Below are 14,039 nucleotides of genomic sequence, written 5' to 3'. Positions count from 1 at the left end.
CTACTGCGCTCCAGCGGCGGTCCGGGGGCACTTTGGCGCGGACACGCCGTCAACCAGGGCTCCGGCGTCGAACATTGCCCGCAAAGGGCCCCCGGGCGCAGGCAACCAGGCACGAAAGCGGAAGGCCCCCTCGCCGAGGGGGCCTTCCGCTTTTACGACCGTTTAGCCAGTTCTCAAATCCACTTCGGGGCGGCTGGGACCTTTCCGTCCACGTCTGCAGTGCCGGGCCCGGTGGCGGTGACCCCGCCGCTGGTGCCGCGGCCGGCGGCCCATTCGACGACGGCGGCGAGCGGTCCGGAGACCACGGTGGGGGTCGCCGAGGCCGTGTCCCCGAACGTCAGGTCGTGGTCCGTGACCTTGACGACGAGGTCCTTGTCGGTGCCGCGGGTTTTCCAGGCGCCGGTGATGTCTGTCAGCAGCCGTTCCAGCACGGGTGCGGGGATGTCGGCGAAGCTGGCGCCGTTGGCGAGGTCGACGGCGTGCATCCAGACTTCGCGGCTGCGCATCCACACTGTCTCTTCAGCGGGGACGATCCGTCCCTGCGCGGTCTTCACTTTGTGGTGCCAGGCCTCTGCCGGAAGGTCGCGCCATTCGACGTTCAGGTGCACGGCGGAGTGGTCGAAGAGGTGCCGCAGCGCGATCGGGCTGAGCGTGGCGCCGAAGTCGATCTCGTGGTCCCGGACCGCGGTGGAGGCATACATCGGGGTCTCGACCCCGGTGGCGGCCCACTCCACCAACCGGGCGATGGCCCGGGCGTTGTAGCCGATGTGCGCGGTGATGTGCCGGCGGGTCCAGCCCGGCAGCAGCGAGCCGCCGTCGAGCTCCGCGTCACTGAGCTCGTTGAGTTTGCGGGCGAAGAACGCGGTGCCGCGCCGGGCCTGCAGCAGCGCCGCGAGCAGCTCCGGGTCCGTGGTCTGGTCGTGGCGGGCCACCATCAGGCTTCCTTGATGACGCGGTTCTTCAGCTGGCCCAGTCCCTCGATGGTGGTGACCAGGACCTGGCCTTCCTGCAGGTAGCGCTTCGGGTCCTGGGCGTGGCCCACCCCGCCGGGGGTGCCGGTCGCGATCACATCGCCCGGGTTCAGCGTGATGATGGTGGAAATGTAGGAGACCAGGAACTCCGGGGTGAAGACGAGATCCCCGGTCGGGGTGCTCTGCTGGATCTCGCCGTCCACCGCCGAGGTCATCAGCGGCCCGGCGGTGAACTCGTCCTTGGTGACCAGGGCGGGGCCGAACGGGGTGGACTTCTCCCAGGTCTTGCCCTGCAGCCACTGGATGGTGCGGAACTGGTAGTCCCGCATGGACACATCGTTCAGCACGGCGTACCCGGCGATGTGGTCCGCGGCGTCGGCCTCGCTGATCCGGCGGCCCTTCTTGCCGATCACGACGGCGAGTTCGGCTTCCCAGTCGACGGCGTCGGATTCCTGCGGCAGGGCCAGGTCATCGTTCGGGCCGATCAGGGATTCCTGGTACTTGGCGAACAGAGTGGGGAACTCGGGCACGTCCCGGCCCATTTCCTTGATGTGGTTGCGGTAGTTGTGGCCCACGCAGATGATCTTGCCGGGGGAGGGCACCACCGCTTCGAGGTCGGCGCCCTCGGCCGGGTGGGTGGCGCCGTTCGCTGCGGCGGCGATGGATTCCCAGGCGGAGTCCTTCAGCAGGGCGCCGACGTCGGCGAACCCGTCGATCTCGGTCAGGGTGTCGCCGTCCTGGCGGACAGCCCTATTGCCTGTGGGGGTGCGGAGGGTGAGGAGTCTCATTACTTGTTGCGTCCTTCGATGTAGGTGCGGTTGAAGTTCAGCCGTTCAAAAATGGGTGCATCGCTGAAGCGGAACAGATCAAACGAAGCTTGGGAGCCAGCGTCGGCCTGCAGCGACCACTCCTGCCAGGACGGGACCACGAAGAGGTCGCCCTTGGCCAGGGTCCTGGTCTCGCCGTTCAGGACCACGGAGCCGGAGCCTTCGAAGACCTGCCAGACACTGGAACCGACCTCCCGGACCGCGTCGGTGGTGGCGCCGGCGCGGAGGCGGTGGAATTCGGCCCGGATGGTCGGCATGACGTCGCCGCCGGTGGTGGGGTTGGTGTAGCGGACCGCGGCGTGGCCCTGGGACACGGTGGCCGGGTGGCCCTCGTCCTCGAGCAGCAGCTGCTCGGCCAGCGCCCGGTCGGTGTATTCCCAGCGGTAGGCCGCGATGGGGGAGCAGGTGGTGTCATCGAGCCCGGAGAGCGGGCGCAGGCCCGGGTGCGCCCAGAGCCGTTCGGAGCGGGAGATGTCCGGGGTGGCCTCGTCGGTGACGCGTTCGGTGCCGAATTCGAAGAACCCGGCGTCGGCGTAGTGCACGAACGGGATGTCCAGCCCGTCGATCCAGGCCATCGGCTGATCGGTGTCGTTGTGGTGGCCGTGGAAGTTCCAGCCCGGGGTCAGCAGGAAATCGCCGCGGGACATCCGTACCGGGTCCCCGTTCACCACCGTCCAGACCCCTTCGCCCTCGACGACGAAGCGGAACGCGTTCTGCGAGTGGCGGTGCTCGGGGGCGGTCTCCCGGGCGCCGAGGTACTGGATGGCCGCCCACAGCGTGGGGGTCGCATACGGGGTTCCGGCCAGGCCCGGGTTCGCCAGGGCGATGGCCCGGCGTTCCCCGCCCCGGCCCACCGGAACCAGATCCCCGGCACGTGCCGCCAGCGGATACAGATCACTCCACCGCCACACGTGCGGGACCGCCTTCGGTGACGGGACCATCGGCATCAGGTCCGCGATCTCGGTCCACAGCGGGATCAGGTTCTCCCGGTCAAAATCCTGGTACAGCTCCTTGAGCTGGGCAGCCTCTTCAGGCGTGGGCTCCGGGACAGTGTGCCCCGCGGCCACTGATTCATGAGTCGTGTTCTCGGCGCTGATGGACACGTGGGCCTCCTCTGTAGGTCAGAACTCTATTGGCGTAGTTCGACTCTACGGATGCCGGCGTGTGACCCCGAGCATATTCTGCTCAACAGAATTTCTCGCGCAGGGCGCCGGGTGCACTCAGTCCGGCTCGGCCGGGTTTGCGGCGATGTCGATCTCCAGCTGCCGACAGGTTTCCCGCAGGGCGGGGACGAGTCCGGCGTCGAACACCCGGCGGAAGCGGGTCGCGGGAGTGGCGACGGTGATCGCGCCGACGACGTGCCCATGCCGGTTGTGCAGGGCCATCCCGAGGGCGCTCACGCCCTCCTCGGTGCCTTCGAAGTTGGCTGCGAACCCGTTGCTGCGGATGGATTCCAGCTCGCGCAGAAATGCCGGAAATTCCTGGTCCGGGATGGTGTCGCCGCCGATTTCAGCGTTGTGGCTGCGGAACAACTGCTCGATCATGTGCGGTTCCAGTTCGGCAAGCATGGCCTTGCCGCCGGACGTCTTATTGGCAGGCATCACCGTTCCCTGCCGGTCACCAACACGCAACACGTTGTTCCCTTCCACAGTGGCCAGGAAGCGCACTTTCGTACCCACCCGCACCATAAGGTTGACGGTCTCGTTGAGTTGCGCCGAGAGCAGCTCCATGTGCGGCTGCGCGAGGGTGCGGAGCATGCGGGTCCAGCTCAGCCCGGCGGGCCCAACGCCCATGGCCGGGCCGGGGACGTAGCGGCGGGTCTCGTCCTGGACGGCGAAGCCCCGGTAGACCAGCATCGCCAACAGGCGGTGGGCGGTGGAGGGGGCCACGCCCAGCTCGACGGCGGCGTCCTTGAGCCGCAGCGCGCCGCCGTCGCGGAGCAGCTGGAGGAGCTGCAACGCGTTGTCCACCGCCTCGATGGAATAGGTCGGCCGCTTCTGAACGGGCTTGCGGGCGGACTTTGCTGACGGGTTGTTCTGCACATCAGAATTGTATTGTGGTTCACCTGCGGCGGCTAGGACAGTGGTGGCATGAATCACACACCTTCCGCTGCAGCGCCGGAGCGGCCAACCCCGAGTCTTGACGGCTCGACCACCGCCGATGGGCCTGCATCGCGGTTCTCCAAAGGCTCGGCAATGGCCGTCCTCGTCTGCTGGCTCCTGGTGGTCTTCGATGGTTACGACCTGATCGTCTACGGCACGGTCCAGTCGTCCCTGATCTCTGAGACCGGCTGGGGCCTGAACAGGGCCACCGCCGGAACGATCGGCTCAATGGCCTTCGTCGGCATGATGATCGGAGCGATCTTCGCCGGTCGGATGGCTGACTCCTGGGGCCGCCGTCGCACCATCCTGGGGTGTGCCATCGTCTTTTCGATCTTCACGATCCTGTGCGCGTTCGCCCCCAGCGCCCCCGTCTTCGGTGCTCTGCGGCTCCTCGCCGGCATCGGGCTCGGCGGCCTGGTGCCCTCGGCGAATGCGCTCGTGGCCGAACTTGTCACGGCCAAGTGGCGGTCCACTGTCGCCACCCTGATGATGTCCGGCGTCCCGATCGGCGGATCGATCGCGGCCCTCGTCGGCATCCAGCTGATTCCCGCCTTCGGCTGGCAATCCATGTTCCTCGTGGCCGTGCTCGCACTGCTGATCGTGGTGCCACTCGGACTCAAATACCTCCCGGAAACCCTGGCGCCGGTCAGCGGCACAGCCAGCAAGGACCATGCGGTCAAGGAGCCGTCCGGTTTCAAATCCCTGCTCCGCGCCCCGTACCTGGGCGTCAGCGTGCTGTTCGCCCTGGCGACGATCGCCACCCTGTTTGCCTGGTACGGGCTGGGAACCTGGCTGCCCAACCTCATGCAGCTGGCCGGCTACAACCTCGGGTCCGCCCTGACCTTCGCCCTGGCCCTGAACCTGGGCGCGGTGGCCGGCTCGGTCATCACGGCCTGGGCCGGGACCCGCTTCGGTCCGATTCCGACGGCGATCGCCGCGGCCGCCGTCGCCGCCGGCGCGCTCGTGGTGCTGGTTACGGGACCGCCGGTCACCGTCGTCTATCTCATGCTGGTCCTCGCTGGCGTCGGCACCCACGGCACGCAGTGCCTCATCATCGCCGCCGTCGCGAGCCACTATCCCGCCCACCTGCGCGGCACCGCGCTGGGCTGGGCGCTGGGGACGGGCCGCATCGGCGCCGTGGCCGCCCCGCAGGTAGGCGGCCTCCTGCTGGCCGCCGGGCTGGGCGTCAATTCCAATTTCCTCGCCTTCGCCGGTGCAGCCGCCATCGCGGCGGTCCTGCTGGCCGCCGTCGGCCTCAAGCTCAAGTCCAAAACCTCAACCCCTCACTCACTTACAGGAGCAAGCAATGTCTGAGCACGCCCCGTCCACCAGTTCCCTGTCCACCGACGGCTCGTCCACCGATGTCCTCGTCATCGGAGGGGGAATGGCCGGACTGGCAGGAGCCCTCGCGCTGCGGGAAAACGGCGCCAACGTCACCCTCGTGGAACGGGCCCCCGAATTCGGCGAGGTCGGCGCGGGGCTGCAGATGGCCCCCAACGCCTCCCGGGTCCTGAAGCGCTGGGGCCTGCTGGAGAAGGCCCTGGAGATTGGCGTCCAGCCCAAGCATCTGGTGTTCCGCGACGCCGTCACCGGCGAGGAGCTCACGCGCCAGAGCCTCGGCGGGGAATTCGAGGAACGCTACGGTGCGCCCTACGTGGTGATCCACCGCAGCGACCTGCACCGGGTCCTGCTCGAAGGCTGTGAAGCGGCGGGCGTGAAACTCGTAAACGACGTCATGGTCGAGAGCGTGGAGACCGTGAACGGCAGGGGAGTGGCCCACACCGCCGCCGGCGTGGACTACGAGGCCGACGTCGTGATCGGCGCCGACGGGCTCAAGTCCACCCTCCGTCCGCTCGTGGCCGGCGACGAGCCGGTTCCCTCGGCCTACGTCGCATACCGCGGCACCGTGCCGATCACCGAACACACACCCAAGGCAGACCTCGAGGACGTCATTGTCTACCTCGGACCGGACTGCCACCTCGTGCAGTACCCGCTGCGCAAGGGCGAGCTGCTGAACACCGTAGCCGTTTTCAAGTCCGCATCCTTCGAACGTGGCGAGGAGCAATACGGCGGAGTGGACGAGCTTGAGGCCGCGTACAAGGATTGCGTCCCCGCCGTCCAGGCTGCGCTGAAAAACCTGGGCACCAGCATGCGCTGGCCCATGTACGACCGCGATCCGATCGACAACTGGGTGGCCGGCCGGATGGTGCTGATGGGCGACGCCGCGCACCCGATGCTGCAGTACCTGGCCCAGGGCGCCTGCCAGGCGCTCGAGGACGCAGCCGTGCTGCAGGACGTCAGCAACGGCACCGTGTTCACCGCGGACGGCGTCAACCCCGACGCCTGGGACGGCGCGATCAAGGAGTTCAACAACCTCCGTGCCGGCCGCACCGCCAAGGTCCAGCGCACCGCCCGCGTCTGGGGCGAATCCTGGCACGTCTCCGGGCTGGCCAGAACGCTGCGCAACCTGCTCTTCAAGAGCCGGATGGACAACGACTTCCGGTACAACGACTGGCTGTACGGCCAGGACGGCGACGGCGTGCCGGCGGCCCACTCCGGCGTGGCGGACAAGATTTCCGCCTGATCCGGGCGCTAGCGCGGTCCGGGCTCTCCCGGCGCCGGCGGGTACGGCGGGTACGGCTGCTGTGCCATCGGCGCTTGGGGCGGGTACTGACTCTGCGGGGGATACTGCCCCTGCTGAGGCGGGTAGGGCTGTCCCTGGGCGTAGGGGGACGGAGCCGGCCACTGGGGCTGCTGTACCGGGGCGTATTGCGGCTGCATGGGTGTCCGGGCGTAGGCGGCCTCCGCCCGTGACTTTGCCCGGGCCTCGACGGCCCGGGCGGAGAAGAACCGCTGATGCCCGAGATAGACCACCACGAAGAGGCCGACGGCGACGGAGAAGAACGCGACTGCGGTCACCCCGGAGGTCAGGCCCCGCATGAGGCCGTAGATGAGCGTCAGCAGGCCGCCGATCAGGAACCCTCCGGCGAACAGTGGCTTCCTCGATTCAGTCCAGATGCTGGCCCCCAGGATCACGAGGGCCGAGACGAGCGCCGCAATGGTGACGTTGCGGTTGTAGTCGTGCATCGCCGACTGATGGGCCTCGATGGCTGCCTGCCGGGCCGCGGCGTCGAGACCCACCAGCGACGACAGTTCAGGGGCTGGATAGAAGGTGGCGATGCCGAGGCCAACGAAGAGCACGATGATGATGCCCAGGCCGATCGAGTAGAGGACGCGCAGGGATTTTTCGGTCATACCCCTATCATGCGTAGACAGTCAGGCCGGGGCGGGGAGGCGCGCCCCCCGCGACAAACGGCGTCGTCCGGGGCGGGCTTTCCGCCTATTTCTTGATCTCGTAGCGCAGAAGGACCACGCCGTTTTCGAACGGCGTGGCCTCGACCAGCACCAGGTCCTGCCGATCCTCGAAAATGCGCGTTCCCTTGCCGCGTGCCACCGGGCAGACCCGCATTTGGACTTCGTCGACAACGCCGGCATCCAGCAGGGAGTGCATGAGTTTCATGCTTCCCCACAGCCAGAGGTCCTTGCCGTCTTGCTCCTTGAGCTTCCGGATGGTGGCGGCCGGGTCACGCGTCACGGTCGCGGCGGGAAAATCGCCCCAGGGGGCGTCATCCAGCTTCGATGAGGCGACGAACTTGGTGAGGTTGTTCAGCTTCTGACCAAATTCGCCCTGTTCGTCGGCGTACGGCCAGTAATCCTTGGACTGGGCGTAGGTATTCGCGCCCAGAATCATCGTGTCGACCGAGTCGATGAACGCCATCACGCTCGCCTTGAACGCCGGGTCGGTGGTCTCGGAAAAAGGCTCACCCGACACGAAGCTGAGCCCGCCATCCTCCTCTGCGGCGATGTTGTCGACGGTAACCCACTGCTGGACTATGAGCTTTCGCATGGCGCCAACTGTAGCCCGCCGGGGCGGTCCACGCGCCCCATTTTTCGGCGGTGGGCGGCTCGGTGCGGGCCTACGGCGACAAGCCTTGGTCACCTAAGCTGTGGGGCATGACGATTTACAGGATGGATCACGTCGGAGTTGTGGTCGAGGATCTCGCGGCCGCTATCGCGTTCTTCGTCGAACTGGGCCTGGAACTGGAGGGCGAGGCAGCGGTCGAGGGTGAATGGGTGGACCAGCTCGTCGGCCTTGACGGCGTCCGAGCGGACCTCGCCGTCGTGCGGACACCGGACGGCCATGGCCGGGTCGAGCTGTCGACGTTCCACACGCCGGTGGCCACCAGTCCGGCGCCGATGGCGCCGATCAACACACCGGGCATCCCTCGCCTCACGTTCGCAGTCGACGCCGTCGACGACGTCCTCGAGCGCCTGCGCGCCCACGGTGCCGAACTCGTGGGGGAGGTGGCGCAGTACGGGGACATCTACCGGTACTGCTATGTCCGCGGACCGGCCGGGATCATCATCGGGCTGGTCGAGGAGCTCCGCTGAACGTCATTCAGGGCATCGGTGTCCCGACGTGAAAGCCCCCTGAATCCGTCGCATAGCACTGGTGATGGGGGAGTAGCCGAGCGCCTCCGCGGTAATGGCTACGAGCGCGAGTTACGTGTTCTCGTGGACGGTTCCGAGCAGTGCAGCCCCCGTGTTGAAGACATTGCGCTGGGGAACCGTTGGTGATTGTGTCGCCCGGGAGAGACACCGGGGCAGTCGGGGATGGTCAGAACGGACCGCCGTCCGGGTCCCAAACCAGCGAATGCCGCCAGGGCGCGGAACAGCCGCAGCAGGATCTTGCCGCCGGCAGCGAACTCGCCGTCGATGAGACATTCGATATGGTCGAAAGCCGCTGCAGCTCTGCCTCAGTGAAAGCGCGGCGCTGGATCGACAAAGCATTGTTGATCGTGCGCTTGGGAGTTTTCCACTCGAAGCTGATCCAGCTCGGAATGTGTCCCTGAACTCACGTTCGGAAAACTGACTCAGCAATACCCAGGATGCTTCAGCCAGGCAAAGAGCATCGCCTCGGCATTGCTGGAGGAACGCCGCGTCGTGATGCTGGTCTGCCTTTCACCGGCCCGCAATCCGGCAGGAATTTCGTCGATGTCCACCGGACGTCAATGCCACTGAAACTCATCTCATGCGGGAGTTCGGCAGCCACTCCACCTCTGACTATTCAAGCGCCGATAATCAACATTATGTCAAGTAGAAGTGATTCAAGCGCAGAATCTGCAGATTTGGACCCGGTGATACGCACTGCCCGGTACAGGTGTCTGGATAGGCATGGACGCGTTAATCCAGTGAGCGCACCTGGGCAGGGCACTATGAAGCGACCTCGTGCGAGACTACCAAGCATGGTAACTGCCGCTTTCTACTTCGCGACCCTTGAGGACCAGGCGACGCTGCTCGACTACTTGGGAGAACCGGACAAGGTCACATTGCATCCGTGGCCAGTTGTTCGAAGTCCCCTGGATGCCCTCAGCCGTGACGAGGCCCTCGCCGTCCCGCAAGTGATGGTAGCCAACCGGGACCTCGGCCCACCACTGCCGACCCGCCCGGGTGACCGCGCGATGGATCAGCCTACGAAAGCTGGCGTCTTCAATAGGCTCAATTGGGACCGGTTGCGCCCTGCCCCGGACGAAGCTTTGGTGGACTCAAATGCTTCCCCGGTGCTTCTCTGGGTCCCCGCCAAAATCGGAACCGACGTCATAGGCGTCAGCCAGCTCGGATCGCAGGCCGACGCAATGGCAGCAATATCGACGGATTATGAGCGCTGGGTCAACCGGACGACCGACTGGATACGACGCAGGGGGACGAAAGTCTGGGGCCTTGGGCAAGGGACGGTTCGGCCCGATCTCGACATACAGCTAGGCTTCGTCAACAGTGTCTACGCACTTCCTGGAGCTCTTCGAGACCTCGAGCAAGGCGCGGCCGGACGCTAATGAATGGCAGCTACGCCCAATATTGAGCGCCTGATCCGACGCCTCGCCACGGAAGAAGTCCGTCACCGATCGTTGTGCTGCACAGTCAATAGCTCGAGTCTGATCAGTACGCGACGCACCGTGTGTGAGCCATAAGTCTCCATAAGCTTCAATTGTGGAATCTGATGCATCAGGCGCCCCTCTCCCCCGACCATTCAAGCCACGCAGCCAATGTGCTACGTACTCCACCTTTAGGCCAGGGATATTCCGCTGATCGGTGTTCCGGGCGGAAGAGTTCGGACCTGATTGTGAATCTGGCCAGCAATGTTCAGGGTCACGACGAAATCGCCTAACTCGACGTTGCTAAGTTCGGTCGGACCTCCGAGAACTGGTGGTATGCGAAAACCGTAGATCTCGGCCTCGCCCGGTTGGAGACCCGCGTTCTCTGCCTGGTGGGCCAAACCGATCATGAGGTAGTCGTCTTGCCCCTCGCGCGAGTTCAGTACCGCGCTCAGGTCACCCTCGCTCGACCACAGACGAGTAAGTTCGCCGGCAATGACGTCGAGGAACCAGAATCCGCTCTCCGTCTGAAAGAACACGTCACCGAACGGCGAAGTGAAAAGCGGACGCTTGTCGGCAAGATCGAGGAACGTCCAGGACTCGAGAGCATCGGCATAGAGAGCCGGCGGGAATCGACGAAGAGGTTGCATAACGTGACATTAGCGGAGACACTCGCTTCCCACGTGCGACATTCCCGGAAGTTGGGCGCTATTCGATATCAAAGACGCCCGAACTTGATCGCAATAGCGCCAGTGGGTTGTATTTGAGGACAAGTCAGATTGATGGCAAATTTGTGAGTCACAAAGAGAAATCCGCTCGATTCAGAGCGCCAACAAGCCCTCCGCGAGTGACTTCCTGACTCGCGCCCGCCCTCCCCCGGCCGTTTCTGCGGGGAAGCCTCCGCTCTCGAACGCCATGTTGAGATACGACACAAAGGGCATTTCGGCCTCCGTGACAAAGATTCCGTCGATGCCTCCGTCCGGGAGCCTGAGCCCATACGAATCGCCGCCGCTCACGTTTGCCTTATGTAACCGATCTGGCGCGGCTGGAAGCACGAATGAACCGACCTGCGGGTCATCTGATACCTCTTCTTCCCACGCCTCGTACTCCGCGGCAAAGAACCCAGCCATGGATTCTTGAGGAAATCTCGTACCCTCCAACTCGATGACCAACGGGTCCGCGTACGACGACTCGCTCCACTCCGGGTGGGTACCAACCAGCCACACGTCACCGACGAGGCGGATCCAGGACGAAAGGGCAAGAGGGATAGGGCCGAACTCCGCTTCCAGCCAGGAAACCAGTCGCGGCGCCGCAGGTGTCGCCGGACGGAACGGAACGACCGGGACGCGCAGCCCATCGTTGGAATGAAACCTAAATCCCTGCGACGTGAGGCGTTCGACGAGCACCTCAATGTTGGACCGCGCCCTAAGGGCCATCTGATCGCACACGGCCTGCGCCTCATCCCGAACAGCAGGATCACCGACGGCGGGTCCTAGACGTCGCAGTTCGGACCAGACACGCTCCCGGTCGCCTCTTCGGTATCGCTCGACCCAGTTTTCAGACCCCATGAAGATCGATTGTCCACCATCCCCCAACGCTTGCCGCGCATTCGGCAGCAAGACCATACGCAAGTCGCCGCCCCTGTCTACATCGCCGGGTTCGGACCCGAGTCAGTGCGGCTTCCCGTGGAAGCTTAAGCCCGAAATCCGAACCTTGGCCTTCGTCTACGTATCAAGGCGTGCGGTGGGCCGGGGCGAACTGCGCCGCGCGGGTGGCTTCTTCGGCGCGGATGAGGTGCACGAGCGCGTTGATGAGGGCCAGGTGGGTGAACGCCTGTGGGAAGTTGCCGAGGTGACGGCCGCTCACCGGATCCAGCTCCTCAGCGTAGAGGCCCAAGGGACTGGCAAGAGACAGCAGACGTTCGCACAGTGCCTTGGCGCGTACCACCTCTCCGATCTCGACCAGGGCTGAGACGAGCCAGAACGAGCAGGTCGTAAAGGTCTCTTCGTCGCCGGTGAGACCGTCGTCGGTCTGCTCGGTGCGGTAGCGAAGGACGAGTCCGTCCCGGGTGAGTTCATCGGCGATGGCCAAGACCGTGGCGCACACGCGTGGATCGTTGGCGGGCAGGAATCGGACGAGCGGAACAAGGAGAAGCGAGGCATCGAGGTTTGTTGTGCCGTAGGACTGGACGAACACGCCTCGGTCGTCGACACCATTGCGGCACATGTCCTCATGAATCTCTGTTGCGATGGCGTCCCACTTTCGGGCGTAATCAGCCTGACCGTGCAGGCGCGCCAGCCGGGCACCACGATCCAGGGCGACCCAGCACATGAGCTTGGAGGAGGTGAAGTGCTTCGGTTCGCCACGGACCTCCCAGATGCCGTTGTCGGGGTCCCGCCAGTGGGCAGCGGCTTGCTCGACCTGGCGGAGCAGGACGGGCCAGAGCGGCTCGGGAAGCTGATCACGGGATTTGGCGTGGAGGTAGACGGAGTCCAGCATCGTGCCCCAGACGTCGAGCTGGCGCTGGTGGGCGGCCGCGTTGCCGATCCGGACGGGGCGGGCGCCGTCGTAGCCGCCGAGTCCCTCGACTGTAACCTCGGGAAGGTCCCTTTCGCCGTCGATGCCGTACATGATCTGCAGGTCGTCCTCGGCGGCGACGTCGCGGATGAAAGCGAAGAAGTCGTCGGCTTCCCGGTCCAGGCCGAGGGTGTAGAGGGCCCAGAGCGCGAACGTGGAATCGCGCACCCACGTGTACCGGTAGTCCCAGTTCCGCTCTCCCCCGGGCGTCTCGGGCAGCGAGGTGGTGGGCGCCGCGACCAGAGCCCCAGTCGGTGCGTAGGTGAGGCCCTTCAACGTCAGCGCGCTTCGCTGCAACTGCTCCCGCCATGGGTGGTCGGGGAACTCGCCCCCGGTGATCCATTGCCTCCAGAACTCAGTGGTCTGCCACTGCTTGCGCGTGGCTTCTTCCCACGTCCGCGGCGGGGGCAGCGACCCCCAGGAGAGCGCGACAAAAGCCTGCTCGCCCTCGGTCATCCGGCTGCGGATGACCACGATGGAGTCCTCGATGCCCAGCCGGCGGTCGGTAGTCAGACGCAGCACCGGATCCCCCTCATCGCCGCTGACGGTCACGGCCTCTCCGTATCCGGGACCGGAGAAATCCCACCGTGCCCGGCGCCGGCCGTAGCTGAAGACCGGCTCGCACAGCACGGACAGCTCAACCGCACCGTTGACGCACCGGACGGTGCGCAGCAGGCAATGCTCGGCCTCGTAGTTCGTCGGCGGGCGGCGGTACCGGCCGGCCCTCTCGTCGGTGTGGTGCCACGGACCCATCACCAGGGCATCCCTCACGATCAGCCAGCCCGTCCTGGTCTGCCAGGTGGTCTCCAGGATCAAGCTGCCGGGGAGGTAGCGGCGCGCAGTGGGCTCCCGGACGCCGTACGGCGCCACCTTGAAGCCACCCGCGGCGCGGTCGAGGATAGTCGAGAACACACTCGGTGAGTCGTGACGCGGCACGCACATCCACTCGACCTGCCCGCTCGATGCAATCAAGCAGTTGGCCTCACAGTCAGACAAAAACCCATAGTCGGCGATCGGCGGATACGGACTCGTGCCGGTCCCGGGCCGCCGCCTCCCCTCTGCCCCTGACCGGGCGTCGATCCTCACCACCCCAGTATGTTCCCCTCAGAGTAAGTTGAGAATCCCTGCCGGCTCCGTCATTCGGATGGATCGACAAGACGAACAACGGAGGTTGGACCTCATGTCACATTTACGGCGTTTCGATCATGTTGGCATCACCGTTGCCGATCTCAAAGAGGTGACGGCGTTCTTCGTCGGGCTGGGCCTCGAGGTCGAGGGCACGCCGATGTTCGTCGAGGGCGAATTCCTCGACACGGTCATCGGCATCCCCGGCTCCCGTACCGAGATCGTAATGATGCGGGCGCCCGACGGAGGTACCCGGCTGGAGCTTTCGAGCTTTGTCCGGCCCGACCACCGGCCTGGATCGCCCGCGGCAATGGCCAATGAGCTGGGGCTGCGCAACGTGGCCTTCGAGGTCGACGACCTCCAGGCGGTCGTCGACCGGCTGGCCGCGGACGGCTACGGGCTGGTCGGCGACATCGGTCAGTACGAGCAAATCTGGCGCATGGCCTATGTGCGCGGTCCGGAGGGGATCATCGTGTCGCTGGCCGAGCGGATCGGCTGACCTGC

15 protein-coding genes are annotated in these 14,039 nt (G+C 65.6%); 5 read left to right on the top strand and 10 right to left on the bottom strand.

Annotated features, from left to right (window positions below):
• Positions 1-173: 173 nt before the first annotated feature.
• From ABH915_RS11775 to ABH915_RS11760, 4 genes are all read right to left on the bottom strand, one after another.
• Positions 174-935 (bottom strand): maleylpyruvate isomerase family mycothiol-dependent enzyme, encoded by a 762-nt coding sequence (locus tag ABH915_RS11775; RefSeq protein WP_370121414.1) that lies wholly within the window; start codon positions 933-935, stop codon positions 174-176.
• Complete coding sequence (locus ABH915_RS11770) at positions 935-1,759, bottom strand: fumarylacetoacetate hydrolase family protein (RefSeq protein ID WP_370121411.1); 825 nt, start codon at positions 1,757-1,759, stop codon at positions 935-937. Before ABH915_RS11770 ends, ABH915_RS11775 begins: the two co-directional genes overlap by 1 nt.
• The gene (locus ABH915_RS11765; protein WP_370121409.1) at positions 1,759-2,901 is read right to left on the bottom strand and encodes a cupin domain-containing protein; all 1,143 of its coding nucleotides are present in this window, start codon (positions 2,899-2,901) and stop codon (positions 1,759-1,761) included. The genes ABH915_RS11770 and ABH915_RS11765 overlap by 1 nt, the downstream gene beginning before the upstream one ends.
• A 117-nt stretch (positions 2,902-3,018) precedes the next feature.
• Positions 3,019-3,840, bottom strand: a complete 822-nt coding sequence (locus ABH915_RS11760; protein WP_018772864.1) for an IclR family transcriptional regulator — start codon at positions 3,838-3,840, stop codon at positions 3,019-3,021.
• A 153-nt stretch (positions 3,841-3,993) separates the two neighbouring features.
• Between ABH915_RS11760 and ABH915_RS11755 the strand changes: the two genes are divergently transcribed.
• Both ABH915_RS11755 and ABH915_RS11750 read left to right on the top strand, forming a co-directional pair.
• A complete protein-coding gene (locus tag ABH915_RS11755) occupies positions 3,994-5,214 on the top strand; it encodes an MFS transporter (RefSeq protein WP_370121405.1) in 1,221 nt (406 codons plus the stop codon).
• Positions 5,207-6,484 (top strand): FAD-dependent oxidoreductase, encoded by a 1,278-nt coding sequence (locus tag ABH915_RS11750; protein WP_370121402.1) that lies wholly within the window; start codon positions 5,207-5,209, stop codon positions 6,482-6,484. The genes ABH915_RS11755 and ABH915_RS11750 overlap by 8 nt, the downstream gene beginning before the upstream one ends.
• Before the next feature lie 8 nt (positions 6,485-6,492).
• On the opposite strand, the gene ABH915_RS11745 is transcribed toward ABH915_RS11750, so the two are convergent.
• Positions 6,493-7,155: a hypothetical protein gene (locus ABH915_RS11745; protein WP_370121399.1), complete on the bottom strand. Its 663-nt coding sequence runs from the start codon at positions 7,153-7,155 to the stop codon at positions 6,493-6,495.
• Positions 7,156-7,240: 85 nt separating this feature from the next.
• On the bottom strand, positions 7,241-7,807 hold the full coding sequence (locus tag ABH915_RS11740) for a dihydrofolate reductase family protein (protein ID WP_370121397.1): 567 nt from the start codon (positions 7,805-7,807) through the stop codon (positions 7,241-7,243).
• Positions 7,808-7,914: 107 nt separating this feature from the next.
• On the opposite strand from ABH915_RS11740, the gene ABH915_RS11735 reads away from it, so the two are divergent.
• Complete coding sequence (locus tag ABH915_RS11735; protein WP_370121394.1) at positions 7,915-8,352, top strand: VOC family protein; 438 nt, start codon at positions 7,915-7,917, stop codon at positions 8,350-8,352.
• 482 nt (positions 8,353-8,834) lie between these two features.
• On the opposite strand, the gene ABH915_RS11730 is transcribed toward ABH915_RS11735, so the two are convergent.
• On the bottom strand, positions 8,835-8,963 hold the full coding sequence (locus ABH915_RS11730) for a hypothetical protein (protein WP_370121391.1): 129 nt from the start codon (positions 8,961-8,963) through the stop codon (positions 8,835-8,837).
• Between the two features lie 243 nt (positions 8,964-9,206).
• On the opposite strand from ABH915_RS11730, the gene ABH915_RS11725 reads away from it, so the two are divergent.
• A complete protein-coding gene (locus ABH915_RS11725) occupies positions 9,207-9,794 on the top strand; it encodes a hypothetical protein (RefSeq protein ID WP_370121388.1) in 588 nt (195 codons plus the stop codon).
• A gap of 230 nt (positions 9,795-10,024) precedes the next feature.
• On the opposite strand, the gene ABH915_RS11720 is transcribed toward ABH915_RS11725, so the two are convergent.
• The 3 genes from ABH915_RS11720 to ABH915_RS11710 all read right to left on the bottom strand — a co-directional run bounded on the left by ABH915_RS11720 (position 10,025) and on the right by ABH915_RS11710 (position 13,496).
• Positions 10,025-10,483 carry a T6SS immunity protein Tdi1 domain-containing protein gene (locus ABH915_RS11720; RefSeq protein WP_370121386.1) on the bottom strand — a complete coding sequence of 153 codons (459 nt, stop codon included), beginning with the start codon at positions 10,481-10,483 and terminating at the stop codon, positions 10,025-10,027.
• 171 nt (positions 10,484-10,654) lie between these two features.
• Positions 10,655-11,239 (bottom strand): hypothetical protein, encoded by a 585-nt coding sequence (locus tag ABH915_RS11715; protein WP_370121384.1) that lies wholly within the window; start codon positions 11,237-11,239, stop codon positions 10,655-10,657.
• Between the two features lie 325 nt (positions 11,240-11,564).
• Positions 11,565-13,496, bottom strand: coding sequence for a glycoside hydrolase family 15 protein (locus ABH915_RS11710; protein WP_370121381.1), 1,932 nt, complete (start codon positions 13,494-13,496; stop codon positions 11,565-11,567).
• Between the two features lie 94 nt (positions 13,497-13,590).
• On the opposite strand from ABH915_RS11710, the gene ABH915_RS11705 reads away from it, so the two are divergent.
• Positions 13,591-14,034: a VOC family protein gene (locus ABH915_RS11705; protein WP_370121378.1), complete on the top strand. Its 444-nt coding sequence runs from the start codon at positions 13,591-13,593 to the stop codon at positions 14,032-14,034.
• Positions 14,035-14,039: the final 5 nt, after the last annotated feature.

The organism is Arthrobacter sp. MW3 TE3886 (genome assembly GCF_041262145.1).
Taxonomy (GTDB): domain Bacteria; phylum Actinomycetota; class Actinomycetes; order Actinomycetales; family Micrococcaceae; genus Arthrobacter.
Note: the sequence above shows the minus strand (reverse complement) of the source record. Positions and strands in the feature narration are given on the sequence as shown.

Coding starts and splice junctions, on each gene's coding strand:
- ABH915_RS11775 (WP_370121414.1), bottom strand. CDS start 935: ATGGTGGCCCGCCACGACCAGACCACGGACCCGGAGCTGCTCGCGGCG.
- ABH915_RS11770 (WP_370121411.1), bottom strand. CDS start 1,759: ATGAGACTCCTCACCCTCCGCACCCCCACAGGCAATAGGGCTGTCCGC.
- ABH915_RS11755 (WP_370121405.1), top strand. CDS start 3,994: ATGGCCGTCCTCGTCTGCTGGCTCCTGGTGGTCTTCGATGGTTACGAC.
- ABH915_RS11750 (WP_370121402.1), top strand. CDS start 5,207: ATGTCTGAGCACGCCCCGTCCACCAGTTCCCTGTCCACCGACGGCTCG.
- ABH915_RS11745 (WP_370121399.1), bottom strand. CDS start 7,155: ATGACCGAAAAATCCCTGCGCGTCCTCTACTCGATCGGCCTGGGCATC.
- ABH915_RS11740 (WP_370121397.1), bottom strand. CDS start 7,807: ATGCGAAAGCTCATAGTCCAGCAGTGGGTTACCGTCGACAACATCGCC.
- ABH915_RS11735 (WP_370121394.1), top strand. CDS start 7,915: ATGACGATTTACAGGATGGATCACGTCGGAGTTGTGGTCGAGGATCTC.
- ABH915_RS11725 (WP_370121388.1), top strand. CDS start 9,207: ATGGTAACTGCCGCTTTCTACTTCGCGACCCTTGAGGACCAGGCGACG.
- ABH915_RS11720 (WP_370121386.1), bottom strand. CDS start 10,483: ATGCAACCTCTTCGTCGATTCCCGCCGGCTCTCTATGCCGATGCTCTC.
- ABH915_RS11705 (WP_370121378.1), top strand. CDS start 13,591: ATGTCACATTTACGGCGTTTCGATCATGTTGGCATCACCGTTGCCGAT.